The organism is Streptomyces sp. SKN60, from assembly GCF_026236535.1.
In the GTDB taxonomy this organism is placed as follows: domain Bacteria; phylum Actinomycetota; class Actinomycetes; order Streptomycetales; family Streptomycetaceae; genus Streptomyces.
This window is the reverse complement of record NZ_JAHTMW010000001.1, coordinates 442,730-459,427: the sequence shown is the minus strand read 5'-3', so window position 1 is coordinate 459,427 and position 16,698 is coordinate 442,730. Positions and strand designations below refer to the sequence as shown.

At 71.0% G+C, this 16,698-nt stretch carries 13 protein-coding genes and 1 pseudogene; 13 read left to right on the top strand and 1 reads right to left on the bottom strand.

Going from position 1 to position 16,698, the window contains the following annotated elements:
- Nucleotides 1–4: 4 nt before the first annotated feature.
- From murF to KV205_RS02105, 12 genes are all read left to right on the top strand, one after another.
- Complete coding sequence (gene murF / locus KV205_RS02160; protein WP_265861652.1) at nucleotides 5–1,435, top strand: UDP-N-acetylmuramoyl-tripeptide--D-alanyl-D-alanine ligase; 1,431 nt, start codon at nucleotides 5–7, stop codon at nucleotides 1,433–1,435.
- Nucleotides 1,432–2,502, top strand: a complete 1,071-nt coding sequence (gene mraY, locus KV205_RS02155; RefSeq protein ID WP_265861651.1) for a phospho-N-acetylmuramoyl-pentapeptide-transferase — start codon at nucleotides 1,432–1,434, stop codon at nucleotides 2,500–2,502. Before murF ends, mraY begins: the two co-directional genes overlap by 4 nt.
- Complete coding sequence (gene murD / locus KV205_RS02150) at nucleotides 2,484–3,923, top strand: UDP-N-acetylmuramoyl-L-alanine--D-glutamate ligase (RefSeq protein ID WP_265861650.1); 1,440 nt, start codon at nucleotides 2,484–2,486, stop codon at nucleotides 3,921–3,923. The genes mraY and murD overlap by 19 nt, the downstream gene beginning before the upstream one ends.
- 55 nt (nucleotides 3,924–3,978) lie before the next feature.
- Nucleotides 3,979–5,319, top strand: coding sequence for a putative lipid II flippase FtsW (gene ftsW / locus KV205_RS02145; RefSeq protein WP_265861648.1), 1,341 nt, complete (start codon nucleotides 3,979–3,981; stop codon nucleotides 5,317–5,319).
- Nucleotides 5,320–5,325: 6 nt separating this feature from the next.
- Entirely contained in the window at nucleotides 5,326–6,420 is a 1,095-nt protein-coding gene (murG, locus tag KV205_RS02140; protein WP_265861647.1) for an undecaprenyldiphospho-muramoylpentapeptide beta-N-acetylglucosaminyltransferase, read from the top strand.
- A 23-nt stretch (nucleotides 6,421–6,443) separates the two neighbouring features.
- Nucleotides 6,444–7,214 carry an FtsQ-type POTRA domain-containing protein gene (locus KV205_RS02135; protein ID WP_265861646.1) on the top strand — a complete coding sequence of 257 codons (771 nt, stop codon included), beginning with the start codon at nucleotides 6,444–6,446 and terminating at the stop codon, nucleotides 7,212–7,214.
- Nucleotides 7,215–7,494: 280 nt separating this feature from the next.
- Entirely contained in the window at nucleotides 7,495–8,709 is a 1,215-nt protein-coding gene (gene ftsZ, locus KV205_RS02130; RefSeq protein ID WP_265861645.1) for a cell division protein FtsZ, read from the top strand.
- Between the two features lie 4 nt (nucleotides 8,710–8,713).
- The gene (gene pgeF, locus KV205_RS02125) at nucleotides 8,714–9,463 is read left to right on the top strand and encodes a peptidoglycan editing factor PgeF (protein ID WP_265861643.1); all 750 of its coding nucleotides are present in this window, start codon (nucleotides 8,714–8,716) and stop codon (nucleotides 9,461–9,463) included.
- Nucleotides 9,464–9,477: 14 nt separating this feature from the next.
- Nucleotides 9,478–10,197, top strand: coding sequence for a YggS family pyridoxal phosphate-dependent enzyme (locus KV205_RS02120; protein ID WP_265861905.1), 720 nt, complete (start codon nucleotides 9,478–9,480; stop codon nucleotides 10,195–10,197).
- Between the two features lie 137 nt (nucleotides 10,198–10,334).
- Nucleotides 10,335–10,955, top strand: a complete 621-nt coding sequence (locus KV205_RS02115) for a cell division protein SepF (protein WP_265861641.1) — start codon at nucleotides 10,335–10,337, stop codon at nucleotides 10,953–10,955.
- An 81-nt stretch (nucleotides 10,956–11,036) separates the two neighbouring features.
- Nucleotides 11,037–11,327 carry a YggT family protein gene (locus KV205_RS02110; protein WP_132915584.1) on the top strand — a complete coding sequence of 97 codons (291 nt, stop codon included), beginning with the start codon at nucleotides 11,037–11,039 and terminating at the stop codon, nucleotides 11,325–11,327.
- Between the two features lie 67 nt (nucleotides 11,328–11,394).
- Nucleotides 11,395–12,459 (top strand): DivIVA domain-containing protein, encoded by a 1,065-nt coding sequence (locus tag KV205_RS02105; protein WP_265861639.1) that lies wholly within the window; start codon nucleotides 11,395–11,397, stop codon nucleotides 12,457–12,459.
- 169 nt (nucleotides 12,460–12,628) lie between these two features.
- Here KV205_RS02105 and ileS read toward each other — a convergent pair whose 3' ends face one another.
- Nucleotides 12,629–15,769, bottom strand: coding sequence for an isoleucine--tRNA ligase (ileS, locus tag KV205_RS02100; protein ID WP_265861637.1), 3,141 nt, complete (start codon nucleotides 15,767–15,769; stop codon nucleotides 12,629–12,631).
- Nucleotides 15,770–16,342: 573 nt separating this feature from the next.
- Between ileS and KV205_RS36380 the strand changes: the two are divergent.
- A pseudogene (locus KV205_RS36380) lies at nucleotides 16,343–16,693 on the top strand (histone H1-like repetitive region-containing protein); the annotation flags it as partial.
- Nucleotides 16,694–16,698 lie beyond the last annotated feature (5 nt).

Here is a 16,698-nt window from a genome sequence, read left to right as displayed (position 1 = left end):
AGCAGTGATCGCCCTCTCCCTCGCCGAGGTCGCCGAAATCGTCGGCGGGCAGGCGCACGACATACCGGATCCGGCCATCCGGATCACCGGGCCCGTCGTCATCGACTCCCGTGAGGTGAAGCCAGGCAGCCTCTTCGCCGCCTTCGCCGGTGAGCACGTCGACGGCCACGACTACGCGACCCGGGCCGTGGAGGCCGGCGCCGTGGCCGTCCTGGCCGCGCGCCCGGTCGGCGTGCCCGCCATCGTCGTCGACGACGTCCAGACGGCGCTCGGGGCCCTCGCCCGCGCGGTCGTCGGACGTCTCGGCACCGATGTCGTCGCCCTCACCGGCTCGGCCGGCAAGACCTCCACCAAGGACCTGATCGCCCAGGTCCTGCAGCGGCACGCGCCGACCGTGTGGACGCCCGGCTCCCTCAACAACGAGATCGGCCTGCCGCTCACCGCGCTCACCGCGGGACCCGAGACCCGCCATCTCGTCCTGGAGATGGGAGCGCGTGGAATCGGCCACATCCGCTACCTCACCGGTCTCACCCCGCCGCGCATCGGACTCGTCATCAACGTCGGCACCGCCCACATCGGCGAGTTCGGCGGCCGCGAGCAGATCGCCGAGGCCAAGGGCGAGCTCGTCGAGTCCCTGCCGGCCGCCGAGGACGGCGGCGTCGCCGTCCTCAACGCCGACGACCCCCTCGTCCGCGCGATGGCCTCCCGCACCAAGGCCAAGGTGACGTTGTTCGGAGAGTCGGACGAAGCGGCCGTACGGGCCGAGAACGTCCGCCTCACGGAAAGCGGACAGCCTTCTTTCAGGCTTCACACACCCACCGGGTGCAGTGACGTGACCTTGCGCCTGTACGGTGAGCATCACGTGTCGAACGCGCTCGCCGCGGCCGCCGTCGCCCATGAGCTGGGCATGCCCGTCGAGGAGATCGCCACCGCGCTCTCCGAGGCAGGCACCCTGTCGCGCTGGCGCATGGAGGTCACCGAGCGTCCGGACGGCGTGACGATCGTCAACGACGCCTACAACGCGAACCCCGAGTCCATGCGAGCCGCTCTGCGCGCGCTCGCGGCCATGGGCAGGTCTGCACAGGCCAAGGGGTGTCGTACGTGGGCGGTGCTCGGCAAGATGGCCGAGCTCGGAGACGAGTCGCTCGCCGAGCACGACGCGGTCGGACGGCTCGCCGTCCGGCTCAACGTCAGCAAGCTCGTCGCGGTCGGGGACAGGGAAGCGTCCTGGCTGCAACTGGGCGCCTATAACGAGGGTTCGTGGGGTGAGGAGTCGGTGCACGTGTCCGACGCGCAGGCGGCGGTCGACCTGTTGCGCAGTGAGCTGCGCCCGGGGGACATCGTCCTGGTGAAGGCTTCCAGGTCGGTGGGTCTGGAGCGGGTCGCCCTGGCACTGCTCGAGAACAGCGCCGAGGGTGAGGTCGCCGGCCGATGAGGCAGATCCTCTTCGCGGGGGCGATCGGGCTCTTCCTGACCCTGATCGGCACCCCGCTGCTCATCAAGCTGCTCGCCCGCAAGGGATACGGCCAGTTCATCCGTGACGACGGCCCGCGCGGCCACGCCGGCAAGAAGGGCACGCCCACCATGGGCGGCATCTCCTTCATCCTGGCCACGCTCATCGCGTACGCGCTCGCCAAGGTCATCACCGGCGAGGACCCGACGTACTCGGGCGTCCTGGTGCTCTTCCTGATGGCGGGCATGGGCCTGGTCGGCTTCCTGGACGACTACATCAAGATCGTCAAGCAGCGCTCGCTCGGTCTGCGGGCCAAGGCGAAGATGGCCGGCCAGCTGATCGTCGGCATCGCCTTCGCCGTGCTCTCGCTGCAGTTCGCGGATCTGCGCGGCAACACCCCGGCCTCCGAGAAGCTCTCCTTCATCACGGACTTCGGCTGGTCCATCGGCCCGGTGCTCTTCGTGGTCTGGGCGCTCTTCATGATCCTGGCCATGTCCAACGGCGTGAACCTGACGGACGGTCTGGACGGTCTGGCCACCGGCGCGTCGGTGATGGTCTTCGGCGCGTACACCTTCATCGGGCTCTGGCAGTTCCAGGAGTCGTGCGCCAACGCCATGACCCTGACGAACCCGAACGCCTGCTTCGAGGTGCGCGACCCGCTCGACCTCGCGGTCGTCGCCTCCGCCCTCATGGGCGCCTGCTTCGGCTTCCTGTGGTGGAACACCTCGCCCGCCAAGATCTTCATGGGCGACACCGGCTCGCTCGCCCTCGGCGGTGCGCTGGCCGGTCTCGCCATCTGCTCGCGCACCGAGCTGCTGCTCGCCCTCCTCGGCGGCCTCTTCGTGATGATCACGATGTCCGTGGTCATCCAGGTCGGCTCCTTCAAGATGACGGGCAAGCGCGTCTTCCGGATGGCGCCCCTCCAGCACCACTTCGAACTCAAGGGGTGGTCCGAGGTCCTTGTCGTCGTCCGGTTCTGGATCATTCAGGGCATCTACGTCATCGTGGGCCTGGGGATCTTCTACGCGGGATGGGCAGCGGAAAAGTGAGCGATCAGCGGGACTGGCAGGGCAAGCACGTCACCGTCGCCGGGCTCGGCGTCAGCGGGATCCCCGCCGCCCGGGCCCTGCACGGCCTCGGCGCGGTCGTGACCGTCGTCAACGACGGCGACGACGAGCGCTCCCGGGCGCAGGCGGCCGAGCTGGAGGCGGAGGGCATCACCGTCCGCCTCGGCGACGGGGCCACCCTGCCGGCCGGCACCGAACTGATCGTCACCGCGCCGGGCTGGCAGCCGGACAAGCCGCTCTTCGCGGCCGCCGCCGAGGCGGGCGTCGAGGTCTGGGGCGACGTCGAGCTGGCCTGGCGCCTGCGGGGCCCGGACGCGGCCCCCTGGCTCGCGGTCACCGGCACCAACGGCAAGACCACGACCGTGCGGATGCTCGCCTCCATCCTGGAGGCGGCCGGCCTGAAGACCGCCGCCGTCGGCAACATCGGCGTCTCGCTGCTCGACGCCGTCCTCGGCGAGGAGACGTACGACGTCCTCGCCGTGGAGCTCTCCAGCTACCAGCTGCACTGGGCGCCCTCGCTGCGCGCCCACTCGGCCGCCGTGCTCAACCTGGCGCCCGACCACCTCGACTGGCACGGGTCCATGGAGGCGTACGCCGCCGACAAGGGCCGGGTCTACGAGGGCAACCGGGTCGCCTGCGTCTACAACGTGGCCGACCGGGTCACCGAGGACCTGGTCCGCGAGGCCGACGTCGAGGAGGGCTGCCGGGCCATCGGCTTCACCCTCGGCACCCCCGGCCCCTCCCAGCTCGGCGTCGTCGAGGGCATCCTCGTCGACCGGGCCTTCGTCGAGAACCGGCAGAAGAACGCCCAGGAGCTCGCCGAGGTCGCCGACGTCCAGCCGCCGGCCCCGCACAACATCGCCAACGCGCTCGCCGCCGCCGCCCTCGCCCGCGCCTTCGGCGTCGAGCCCAAGGCCGTACGGGACGGGCTGCGCGCCTTCCGGCCCGACCCGCACCGGATCGAACTGGTCGAGGAGATCCAGGGCGTCGTCTACGTCGACGACTCCAAGGCCACCAACACCCACGCCGCCGAGGCGTCGTTGGCGGCCTACGACCCGATCGTCTGGATCGCCGGCGGCCTCGCCAAGGGCGCCGCCTTCGACGAGCTCGTCGCCAAGTCGGCGAAGCGGCTGCGCGGTGTCGTGCTGATCGGCCGGGACCGCGCGCTGATCCGCGAAGCCCTGACGCGACACGCCCCCGAGGTCCCGGTGGTGGACCTCGACCGGACCGACACTGGGGCGATGTCCGCGGCGGTCCAGGAGGCGGCGGCGCTCGCCGAGCCGGGGGACACGGTCCTCCTGGCCCCGGCCTGTGCGTCGATGGACATGTTCGCCAACTACAACAAGCGGGGCGAGGCCTTCGCGGACGCCGTCCGCGCCCTCGCCGCCACCGGCGACGCCTGACCTGACCAGCAAGGGGGTCCGGCGCGGCCGGACACGACTGGAGGGGACAGGGAGCATGCCGAGCAGAACCGCAGGGCCGCGCCGGCCGCCCGCCGCACGCGGCGCCGGCCGCGCCCCCGCGGCACCGAGGAAACCCCGCGCGGGCGGTCTGCGCGGGCTCCACGAGCGGGCCCGCCGGGCCTGGGACCGGCCGCTCACCGCGTACTACGTGATCGTCGGCGCCGGACTGCTCATCACCGCGCTCGGCCTGGTGATGGTCTACTCCGCGTCGATGATCACGGCGCTCCGCTACGACCTGGTGCCCTCCTACTTCTTCCGCAAGCAGTTCTTCGCGGCGCTGCTCGGCGCGGGCCTGCTGTTCCTGGCCTCCCGGATGCCGGTGAAGCTGCACCGGGCGCTCGCCTACCCGATCCTGGTCGGCGCCATCTTCCTGATGGTGCTCGTGCAGGTGCCCGGGATAGGAGTCGCGGTCGGCGGCAACCAGAACTGGATCTCGCTGGGCGGACCCTTCATGCTCCAGCCCAGCGAGTTCGGCAAACTGGCGCTGATCCTGTGGGGCGCCGACCTGCTGGCCCGCAAACAGGACATGAAACTGCTCACGCAGTGGAAGCACATGCTGGTGCCGCTGGTCCCCGGGGCCTTCCTGCTGCTCGGGCTGATCATGCTGGGCGGTGACATGGGCACGGCGATCATCCTCACCGCGATCCTGTTCGGCCTGCTGTGGACCGCGGGCGCCCCCACCCGGCTCTTCGTCGGCGTGCTCGCCGTCGCCGCCGTCATCGGCGGGGTGCTCATCAAGACCAGCCCGCACCGCCTGGAGCGCTTCGGCTGCCTCGGCGCCAGCGACCCGGGCGGCGCGGGGGACCCGTGCTGGCAGGCCGCGCACGGCATCTATGCTCTCGCCTCGGGCGGATGGTTCGGTTCCGGACTCGGTGCGAGTGTGGAAAAATGGGGCCAACTCCCCGAAGCGCACACCGACTTCATCTTCGCCGTCACCGGGGAGGAACTGGGCCTCGCGGGGACGCTGTCGGTGCTCGCCCTGTTCGCGGCTCTAGGCTATGCGGGTATCCGCGTGGCCGGAGGCACGGAGGACCCCTTCGTCAGGTATGCCGCGGGAGGCGTGACCACCTGGATCACGGCGCAGGCCGTGATCAACATCGGTGCGGTGCTCGGTCTGCTGCCGATCGCCGGAGTCCCGCTCCCGCTGTTCTCCTACGGGGGTTCGGCCCTGCTGCCGACCATGTTCGCCGTCGGGCTCCTGATCGCCTTCGCACGACAGGAACCCGCCGCGAGAGCGGCCCTGGCCCTGCGCCGCCCCGGCTGGGGCAAGCGGGCCGGGGGGAGATGGAAGTCGATGCGACGGCGCGTCAAGAAGCGTCCGTCCGGAGAGCGGTGAATTTCGGTGCATGTCGTACTCGCCGGCGGAGGTACCGCCGGTCACATCGAGCCCGCGCTCGCCCTCGCGGACGCCCTGCGCAGGCAGGACCCCTCCGTGGGGATCACGGCGCTGGGCACGGAGAAGGGCCTGGAGACCCGGCTGGTCCCCGAGCGGGGCTACGAGCTGGCGCTCATCCCGGCCGTGCCGCTGCCCCGCAAGCCCACCCCCGAGCTGATCACCGTCCCCGGACGGCTGCGCGGCACCATCAAGGCCGCCGAGCAGGTCCTGGAGCGCACCAAGGCGGACTGCGTGGTCGGCTTCGGCGGTTACGTGGCCCTGCCCGGCTACCTCGCCGCCAAACGGCTCGGCGTGCCGATCGTGGTCCACGAGGCCAACGCCCGGCCCGGCCTGGCCAACAAGATCGGCTCGCGCTACGCGGCCGGGGTCGCCGTCGCCACCCCGGACTCCAAGCTCCGCAACGCCCGTTACATCGGCATCCCGCTGCGGCACACCATCGCGACCCTCGACCGCGCCCGCGTGCGCCCCGAGGCGCGCGCCGCGTTCGGCCTGGACCCCAACCTGCCGACGCTGCTGGTCTCCGGCGGCTCGCAGGGCGCACGCCGGCTCAACGAGGTGATCCAGCAGATCGCCCCGGTGCTCCAGCGCTCCGGCATCCAGATCCTCCACGCGGTCGGCCCGAAGAACGAACTGCCGCGGGTCGACAACATGCCCGGAATGCCGCCGTACGTGCCGGTACCGTACGTGGACCGGATGGATCTCGCGTACGCCGCCGCCGACATGATGCTCTGCCGCGCGGGCGCGATGACCGTCGCCGAGCTCTCCGCCGTCGGACTGCCGGCCGCCTACGTCCCGCTGCCCATCGGCAACGGCGAACAGCGGCTCAACGCCCAGCCGGTGGTCAAGGCCGGCGGTGGACTCCTCGTCGACGACGCGGAACTGTCGCCGCAGTGGGTGCAGGCCAACGTCCTGCCCGTACTGGCCGATCCGCACCGTCTGTACGAGATGTCCCGCGCCGCCGCCGAGTTCGGCCGCCGGGACGCCGACGAGCTGCTCGTCGGCATGGTGTACGAGGCGATCGCCGCCCGCCGTCAGGGCTGAGCGGCACCCCCAGGAGGAGCGCGGTGGCAGCGAAGAGCAGGTCCGAGGGCTCCGCGCCGCGGCCGTCCCGGCCGGGGGCCCGGAGGTTCCGGGTGCCCGGCCCGCGGGTGCTGCTGATCGCCCTCGGCACCGTCCTCCTGGTGGCCGGCGGCGTCTGGGCGCTCTACGGCTCCAGCTGGTTCCGGGTCGAGAAGGTGAGCACCTCCGGTACGGGGGTGCTCACCCCGGAGCAGGTCGAGCGGGTCGCGGCGGTCCCGGTCGGCGCGCCGCTCGTCTCCGTCGACACCGACGCCATCGCGGCCCGGCTGCGCGCCGAACTGCCCCGGATCGACTCCGTGGACGTGGTCCGGTCCTGGCCGCACGGAATCGGTCTGAAAGTGACGGAACGTCGCCCCGTACTCCTGCTCGAAAACGGCGGAAAGTTCGACGAAGTGGACGCCGGGGCGGTCCGGTTCGCCACCGTGACCACCCCGCCCCGCGGCGTACCCCGGCTCGTCATCGACGCCGCCGCCTCCCCGAGCCTGCGCCGCTTCGACACCGAGCGGCTGCTGACCGCCGCGGTAGGCGTGACGGGCGAACTCCCGGAGAAAATCGCCCAGGACGTCCGTGTCGTCCGGATCACGTCGTTCGACTCCATCACTCTGGAACTCGGCAAGGGCCGCAGCGTCTTCTGGGGCAGCGGCGAGGACGGGCCCGTGAAGGCCCGTGTTCTCACCGCCCTCATGAAAGCGACTCCCAAAGCGGGGCACTTCGATGTAAGTGCCCCCACCGCACCCGCCTCGTCGGAAAGTTGACGCCCATCACCGCTGGCCAGCACCCTGGTTGGCCAGCGCTACGGGTGATCACATAGGGTGAAAAGAAAAACGGGAGGTTCGGCGTGTTCGTTGAACGTGCGCCACTTGTCGACTTAGTGTCCTGTTCGGAAGAGTCCAGCGAACAGAGACACTGGTAACCCTAAACTTCAACGTTAGGGTTTGGGTCGGCGTCATGGACCGCCCCAATCGGCATCCGTCGTCGCGACGCGTCAACCACCGCGAAGCGGCGACACGTAACTCGAGGCGAGAGGCCTTCGACGTGGCAGCACCGCAGAACTACCTCGCAGTCATCAAGGTCATCGGTGTCGGCGGCGGTGGTGTCAATGCCATCAACCGAATGATCGAGGTCGGTCTCAAGGGCGTCGAGTTCATCGCCATCAACACCGACGCGCAGGCGCTGTTGATGAGCGACGCCGACGTCAAGCTCGACGTCGGCCGTGAACTGACCCGCGGCCTCGGGGCCGGGGCCAACCCGGCCGTCGGCCGCAAGGCGGCAGAGGACCACCGCGAGGAGATCGAGGAGGTCCTCAAGGGGGCCGACATGGTCTTCGTCACCGCCGGCGAGGGCGGCGGCACCGGCACCGGCGGCGCGCCCGTCGTCGCCAACATCGCGCGCTCGCTCGGCGCCCTCACGATCGGCGTGGTCACCCGCCCGTTCACCTTCGAGGGCCGCCGTCGCGCCAACCAGGCGGAGGACGGCATCGCCGAGCTCCGCGAAGAGGTCGACACCCTCATCGTCATCCCCAACGACCGGCTGCTCTCGATCTCGGACCGCCAGGTCTCCGTGCTCGACGCCTTCAAGTCGGCCGACCAGGTGCTCCTCAGCGGTGTCCAGGGCATCACCGACCTCATCACCACCCCGGGTCTGATCAACCTCGACTTCGCCGACGTCAAGTCGGTCATGTCCGAGGCCGGTTCCGCCCTGATGGGCATCGGCTCCGCCCGCGGCGACGACCGCGCCGTGGCCGCCGCCGAGATGGCGATCTCCTCGCCGCTCCTGGAGGCGTCCATCGACGGCGCCCGCGGCGTGCTGCTGTCCATCTCCGGCGGCAGCGACCTCGGTCTCTTCGAGATCAACGAGGCCGCCCAGCTGGTGAGCGAGGCCGCCCACCCCGAGGCGAACATCATCTTCGGCGCCGTCATCGACGACGCCCTCGGCGACGAGGTCCGGGTCACCGTCATCGCGGCCGGCTTCGACGGCGGTCAGCCGCCGGCCCGCCGCGACAACATCATCGGCTCGGCCTCCGCCAAGCGCGAGGAGCCCGCCCCGGCCCCCCGCATCACCGAGACCGCCCGCCCGCTCGGCGGCCTGGGCACGGTGACCCCGCGCGAGGAGCCGGCCGCCCCGGCCGAGCCCGCGCCGGCCGTCGGCGAGAGCTCGCTGCCGCCCGTCGCGCCGCCGGTGGTTCCCCCGGCCCGCCCGTACGCGGACACCCAGGCCGAAGAGCTGGATGTCCCGGACTTCCTGAAGTGACACGTTGATAGGGCAGCGTTTCGAGACGAGCGGCGCGCACTTCGCCTTCACCGACCGGTGGGGCGGGGTGAGCGCCGTTCCGTACGAGGAGCTCAACCTCGGCGGCGCGGTGGGCGACGAGCCCGCGGCGGTCCTGGCCAACCGGACCCTGGCGGCGAAGGAGCTCGGGCTCGACCCGGCGCGGGTCGTCTGGATGAACCAGGTGCACGGCGCCGACGTGGCCGTGGTCGACGGACCGTGGGCCGAGGGTCGTGACGGTGCGGTCCCGTCGGTCGACGCGATCGTCACCGCCACCCGGGGGCTCGCCCTCGCGGTGCTGACCGCGGACTGCGTCCCGGTCCTGCTCGCCGACCCGGTCGCCGGGGTCGCGGCCGCCGCCCACGCGGGCCGGCCCGGCATGGTGGCGGGCGTCGTGCCCGCCGCCGTCGCGGCGATGACGAAGCTCGGCGCCGACCCGGCCCGGATCACCGCCCGCACCGGACCCTCGGTCTGCGGCCGCTGTTACGAGGTGCCCGAGGCGATGCGCGCCGAGGTGGCCGCGGTCGAACCGGCCGCGTACGCCGAGACCTCCTGGGGGACTCCGGCCGTCGACGTGGCCGCCGGCGTGCACGCCCAGCTCGCGCGGCTCGGAGTCGCGGACGTCTCGGACGCCGGGGTCTGCACCCTGGAGTCCGGTGACCACTACTCGTACCGCCGCGACCGCACCACCGGGCGACTCGCGGGATATGTCTGGTTGCAGCGAGAAGAGACATGACCGACCTGACCGACCTGGCCGACCGCAAGGCCGAACTCGCCGCCAACCTCGCCCGGGTGGAGGAGCGCATCGCCGCCGCGTGCGCCGCCGCCGGACGGGCGCGGGACGAGGTGACCCTGATCGTGGTCACCAAGACCTACCCCGCGAGCGACGTGCGGCTGCTGCACGAACTCGGGGTGCGGCACGTGGCGGAGAACCGCGACCAGGACGCCGCCCCGAAGGCCGCGGCCTGCGCGGACCTGGACCTCAGCTGGCACTTCGTGGGCCAGCTGCAGACCAACAAGGTCCGTTCCGTGGTGGGTTATGCCGATGTGGTGCAGTCCGTCGACCGGTTGAAGCTCGTTTCCTCTCTCTCCGCGGCCGCGGAGAAGGCGGAACGTGAACTCGGCTGTCTGATCCAGGTCGCCCTCGACGCCGAGGCCGGCGAGCGGGGCGACCGCGGCGGGATCGCCCCGGACGGGATCGAGGAGTTGGCCGCCGCGGTGGACGCCGCTCCCGGACTGCGGCTCGACGGACTGATGACGGTCGCGCCGCTGGCCGGCCCCTTCGCGGGCCGGCAACGCGCGGCGTTCGACCGGCTGATGGATTTGTCGACTGTCCTGCGCGCGACCCGTCCAACTGCGAACATGGTGTCAGCAGGGATGAGTGCGGACCTCGAAGAGGCCGTGGCGGCCGGGGCGACACACGTACGCATCGGTACGGCGGTACTCGGAGTCCGCCCGAAGCTCGGGTAACGTCGCGAAGCAAGTCGGACCACAGCAGAAAATATGGTCATTCCGCCGAGCAGGCGGGGGGACCCGTGGATCGCGGGCACTTGGTGACACTGCGACATTCGGTTAGGCGATCCACCACTGAGCGGAGGATGCAGAGAATGGCCGGCGCGATGCGCAAGATGGCGGTCTACCTCGGCCTCGTGGAGGACGATGGCTACGACGGCCGGGGATTCGATCCCGACGACGACTTCGAACCCGAGCTGGAGCCGGAGCCGGAGCGTGACCGGCGCCACCAGCCCCCTCGGCAGATCGAGCGGGAGGAGCCGGTGCGGGTCGTGCAGCCGCCCGCGCCGCGCGAGCCCGTCGCTCAGTCTGTACCGGTACACGCGGAAAGCGGACGTCCTGCCCGAATTGCCCCCGTGGCATCCATCACACCCGAACGTCCGAGCCTGGAGAAGAACGCACCGGTGATCATGCCCAAGGTCGTGTCCGAGCGGGAGCCCTACCGCATCACCACGCTGCACCCGCGGACCTACAACGAGGCCCGTACCATCGGGGAACACTTCCGTGAAGGCACCCCGGTGATCATGAATCTCACGGAGATGGACGACACCGACGCGAAGCGACTTGTCGACTTTGCCGCCGGACTCGTGTTCGGGCTCCATGGCAGCATTGAGCGAGTGACGCAGAAGGTGTTCCTGTTGTCGCCTGCTAACGTCGATGTCACGGCGGAGGACAAGGCCCGCATCGCAGAGGGCGGATTCTTCAACCAGAGCTGAGAACACGAGACCGAGAACGGCCGGCCGCGGGAGCGGCCGGACAAGTGAGAGCACGAGAACCAGGGGAGAGGGAACCGCGGGATGGGCGTCGCACTGCAGGTGGTCTACATCGCGCTGATGTGCTTCCTCGTCCTTCTGATCTTCCGGCTGGTCATGGACTACGTCTTCCAGTTCGCCCGGTCATGGCAACCCGGCAAGGCGATGGTGGTGGTCCTCGAGGCCACCTACACTGTGACCGATCCACCGCTCAAGCTTCTGCGGCGGCTCATCCCGCCGCTGCGCCTCGGGGGCGTGGCACTCGACCTGTCCTTCTTCGTTCTGATGATCATCGTCTACATCCTGATCTCCGTCGTCAGCGGCTTCGCGAGGTGATGGTGGAGGGAACTGTGGACGATACGGTCTTGCCGACTGCCGACGACTACGTAGAGGTGAAGAAGAGATGCCGCTGACCCCCGAGGACGTGCGGAACAAGCAGTTCACGACCGTCCGCCTTCGAGAAGGCTATGACGAGGACGAGGTCGATGCCTTCCTCGACGAGGTCGAAGCCGAACTGACCCGACTGCTCCGCGAGAACGAGGACCTGCGCGCCAAGCTGGCCGCCGCGACCCGTGCCGCCGCGCAGAACCAGCAGCAGGGCATGCGCAAGCCCCCGGAGCCGCAGGATCGTCCCGTCGGTCCCGGCGCTCCCGTGCCCGCCGCCATATCCGGACCGCCGGCGCAGCAGCAGGGCCCCATGCAGGGCCCGCCGCAGCTGCCCTCCGGTGCCCCCGCGCTTCCGGCCGGCCCGATGCAGGGCGGCCCCATGCAGGGCGGGCCCATGGGCCCCGGCCCGATGCAGGGCGGCCCGATGGGTCCCGGTCCGATGCAGGGCGGCCCCATGGGTCACCCGCAGCAGCAGCAGATGGCGCCCGCGCCGCAGGGCCCCGGCGGCGACAGCGCCGCGCGCGTCCTGTCGCTCGCGCAGCAGACCGCCGACCAGGCGATCGCGGAGGCCCGTTCCGAGGCCAACAAGATCGTCGGCGAGGCGCGCTCGCGCGCCGAGGGCCTGGAGCGGGACGCCCGCGCCAAGGCCGACGCCCTGGAGCGGGACGCGCAGGAGAAGCACCGCGTCGCGATGGGCTCGCTGGAGTCCGCCCGCGCCACCCTCGAGCGCAAGGTCGAGGACCTGCGGGGCTTCGAGCGTGAGTACCGGACCCGCCTGAAGTCGTACCTCGAGTCCCAGCTGCGCCAGCTGGAGACCCAGGCCGACGACTCGCTGGCCCCGCCGCGCACCCCGGCCGCCGCGTCCCTGCCGCCGTCCCCGTCGATGGCTCCGGCCGGCGCCGGTGCCCCGTCCTACGGTGGCAACGGTCCGATGGGCGGCGCCCCGTCGTACGGCGGTCAGCAGCAGATGACCCCGGCGATGACCCAGCCGATGGCCCCGGTCCGTCCGCAGGCCCCGCAGCCGATGCAGCAGGCCCCGGCGCCGATGCGCGGCTTCCTCATCGACGAGGACGACAACTGAGGCCGGCGGATCAACGCGTGTTGAACGCGTAGCCGTCGTCGGCAGTCCTGAAGGGCCGGCTCCCGTTTCCGGGGGCCGGCCCTTCGGCGTTCGCCGATGTGTACGCCGCTTCGGGTGGCACGACGAAGGGCCCGGCCCCCCTGCGGGAGCCGGGCCCTTCAGCGTGGTGCTACGCCTTGCGGAGGCGGAAGGCGAGGGCCAGGCCCTCGTCCTCGAAGGCGGCGCCGAAGGAGTCGCCGGCCTCGCCCTGGGCGTAGTCCGTGGACAGCACCTCGTCGGCGATCAGGGCCGCGTGGGCCGTCAGGGCCTCCACCGTCTCCGCCGAGGCGGAGGTCCAGCGCAGGGCGATCCGGTCGGCGACGTCGAGGCCGCTGTTCTTGCGGGCCTCCTGGATCAGGCGGATCGCGTCACGGGCCAGGCCCGCCTTCCGCAGCTCCGGGGTGATCTCCAGGTCGAGGGCGACGGTGGCGCCGGAGTCGGAGGCGACGGACCAGCCCTCGCGGGGGGTCTCGGTGATGACGACCTCCTCGGGGGTGAGGGTGATCGTCTCGCCGTTCACCTCCAGGCTCGCCTCGCCGTCGCGCAGCGCCAGGGAGAGCGCCGCCGCGTCGGCCGCGGCGACCGCCTTGGCGACGTCCTGGACGCCCTTGCCGAAACGCTTGCCGAGGGCGCGGAAGTTCGCCTTCGCCGTCGTGTCGACCAGCGAGCCGCCCACCTCGGACAGGGACGCCAGCGAGGAGACGTTGAGCTCCTCGGTGATCTGCGCCTGCAGTTCCTCGGACAGCGCGGCGAAGCCGGTCGCCGCGACCAGCGCGCGGGACAGCGGCTGACGGGTCTTCACACCCGACTCGGCGCGCGTGGCGCGGCCCAGCTCGACCAGGCGGCGGACGAGCAGCATCTGCTCCGACAGCGTCGGGTCGACGAGCGCCGCGTCCGGCTCCGGCCAGGTCGCCAGGTGGACGGACTCCGGGGCGCCGGGGGTGACCGGGACCACCAGGTCCTGCCAGACCCGCTCGGTGATGAACGGGGTCAGCGGGGCCATCAGCCGGGTCACCGTCTCCACGACCTCGTGGAGCGTGCGCAGCGCCGCCTTGTCGCCCTGCCAGAACCGGCGCCGCGAGCGGCGCACGTACCAGTTCGACAGGTCGTCGACGAACGCCGAGAGCAGCTTGCCGGTGCGCTGGGTGTCGTACGCCTCCATCGCCTCGGTCGCCTCGGCCACCAGCGTGTTCAGCTCGCCGAGCAGCCAGCGGTCGAGGACCGGGCGGTCGGCCGGCGCCGGGTCGGCGGCGGACGGCGCCCAGCCGGACGTCCGGGCGTACAGCGCCTGGAAGGCGACCGTGTTCCAGTACGTGAGGAGGGTCTTGCGGACGACCTCCTGGATCGTGCCGTGACCGACCCGGCGGGCCGCCCAGGGGGAGCCGCCGGCCGCCATGAACCAGCGGACCGCGTCGGCGCCGTGCTGGTCCATCAGCGGGATGGGCTGCAGGATGTTGCCCAGGTGCTTGGACATCTTGCGGCCGTCCTCGGCGAGGATGTGGCCCAGGCAGACCACGTTCTCATAGCTGGACTTGTCGAAGACCAGGGTGCCGACGGCCATCAGCGTGTAGAACCAGCCGCGGGTCTGGTCGATCGCCTCGGAGATGAACTGCGCCGGGTAGCGGCTCTCGAACAGCTCCTTGTTCTGGTACGGGTAGCCGTACTGCGCGAACGGCATCGAACCCGAGTCGTACCAGGCGTCGATGACCTCGGGCACGCGCGTCGCGGTCTTGCCGCAGCCCTCCGCCGGGCAGCCGAAGGTGACGTCGTCGATGTACGGGCGGTGCGGGTCGAGGCCCGACTGGTCGGTGCCGGTCAGCTCGCTCAGCTCGGCGCGGGAGCCCACGCAGGTGAGGTGGTCGTCCTCGCAGCGCCAGATCGGCAGCGGGGTGCCCCAGTAGCGGTTGCGGGAGAGCGCCCAGTCGATGTTGTTGTTCAGCCAGTCGCCGAAGCGGCCGTGCTTGACGGAGTCCGGGAACCAGTTGGTGTTCTCGTTCTCCTCCAGGAGCCGGTCCTTGACCGCGGTGGTGCGGATGTACCAGGACGGCTGCGCGTAGTAGAGCAGGGCCGTGTGGCAGCGCCAGCAGTGCGGGTAGCTGTGCTCGTACGCGATGTGCTTGAAGAGCCGGCCGCGGGCGTCCAGGTCTGCGGTCAGGGCCTCGTCGGCCTTCTTGAAGAAGACGCCGCCGACCAGCGGCACGTCCTCCTCGAAGGTGCCGTCGGGGCGGACCGGGTTCACGACCGGCAGGCCGTAGGCGCGGCAGACCTTGAGGTCGTCCTCACCGAAGGCGGGGGACTGGTGGACCAGACCCGTGCCGTCCTCGGTCGTCACGTACTCGGCGTTGACGACGTAGTGCGCGGGCTCCGGGAACTCGATGAGCTCGAAGGGGCGCTCGTAGGTCCAGCGCTCCATGTCCTTGCCGGTGAAGGACTCGCCGGTGGTCACCCAGCCCTCGCCGAGCGCCTTGTCGAGCAGCGGCTCGGCGACGACGAGCCGCTCGTCGCCGTCCGTGGCGACCACATAGGTCACCTCGGGGTGGGCGGCGACGGCCGTGTTGGACACCAGGGTCCACGGGGTGGTCGTCCACACCAGGAGCGCCGCCTTGCCGGCCAGCGGGCCGGAGGTCAGCGGGAAGCGCACGTACACCGACGGGTCGACGACCGTCTCGTAGCCCTGGGCGAGCTCGTGGTCCGACAGGCCGGTGCCGCAGCGCGGGCACCAGGGGGCGACCCGGTGGTCCTGGACCAGCAGGCCCTTGTCGAAGATCTGCTTGAGCGACCACCAGACCGACTCGATGTACGAGGGGTCCATGGTGCGGTAGGCGTCGTCGAGGTCCACCCAGTAGCCCATGCGCGTGGTCAGCTCGGCGAAGGCGTCGGTGTGGCGGGTCACGGACTCGCGGCACTTGGCGTTGAACTCGGCGATGCCGTACGCCTCGATGTCCTTCTTGCCGGAGAAGCCGAGCTCCTTCTCGACGGCGAGCTCGACCGGCAGGCCGTGGCAGTCCCAGCCGGCCTTGCGGGCCACGTGGTAGCCGCGCATGGTGCGGAACCGGGGGAAGACGTCCTTGAAGACGCGGGCCTCGATGTGGTGGGCGCCGGGCATGCCGTTGGCGGTCGGCGGGCCCTCGTAGAACACCCACTCCGGGCGTCCCTCGGACTGCTCAAGCGTCTTGGCGAAGACCTTGTTGTCGCGCCAGAAGTCGAGCACGGCGTGCTCGAGCGCGGACAGGTCTACCTGGGCGGGTACCTGGCGGTACTGCGAAGACATCGATCTTCCTCCGGCGGATGTGCCTCGTTCCGTCCGGAGGGACGAGAGCACTGCTCCCGCGGTACCACCCTCCTTGGCCCCGGGCGCGGACGCCCTGAGCCCCCTCATTGGGGTCGCGACGCCGGGTCTAGTCGCCGCGCGGTCCTCACGGTCCCGCGGCTTTCTTCCGGCAGCTCCGGGGTGATGCTTCACATCGCGCTCGCCCCCGGGCTCGCACCGTCCCCGGGTCGCTCATGGCTGCTTACGACGCTACTCGTCCCCATCCAAGCCTTTCGCTCCGCCCAGTGTACGGGGCGCGGGCCGGGTCGGCCGACCGGTTTTCCCCCGATTCCCGGTGACGTCCCGGTGACCCGAATGGCCATACGGCCCGGCGCGGACTTCCGCTGCGGCCAAGTGGGGGAGGGGCGGCGCGGATAACCCGCCGGAGAGCTGGGCACAACCGAGGCAGGTTCGCCCCGCGGGCCGCCGGGGCGGGCGGAATGGGCGGCGTGCCCCGTTGCCGCGGACCTTGGGCCGATTTATCGTCCCAGCACGATTCGCGAGCAAGATCACAAAATGTGAAGGGGCCGCGACATGGTGGCGAAGAAGACCGCCGCGGAGAAGACGACGGCCACGAAGACCACGGCGGCGGAGGCGCCGGCCGCGAAGAGGACGACTGCGAAGAACACGACGGCGAAGAAGACGACGGCGAAGAAAGCGGCCACGAAGAAGGCGGCCACGACGAAGACCGCCGAGCGGAAGCCGGCCGCCGAGAAGACGGCCCCGAAGAAGACGGCCGCGAAGAAGACGGCCGCGAAGAAGACCGTCGAGAAGAAGGCGGCTGCCGGGACGGCGCCCGCGAAGAAGGCGCCGGCCAGGAAGACGTCCGCCAAGAAGGCGCCGGCCGGGAAGCCGGCCGCCCCGACCAACCGGAAGACAGGAGCCAGCAC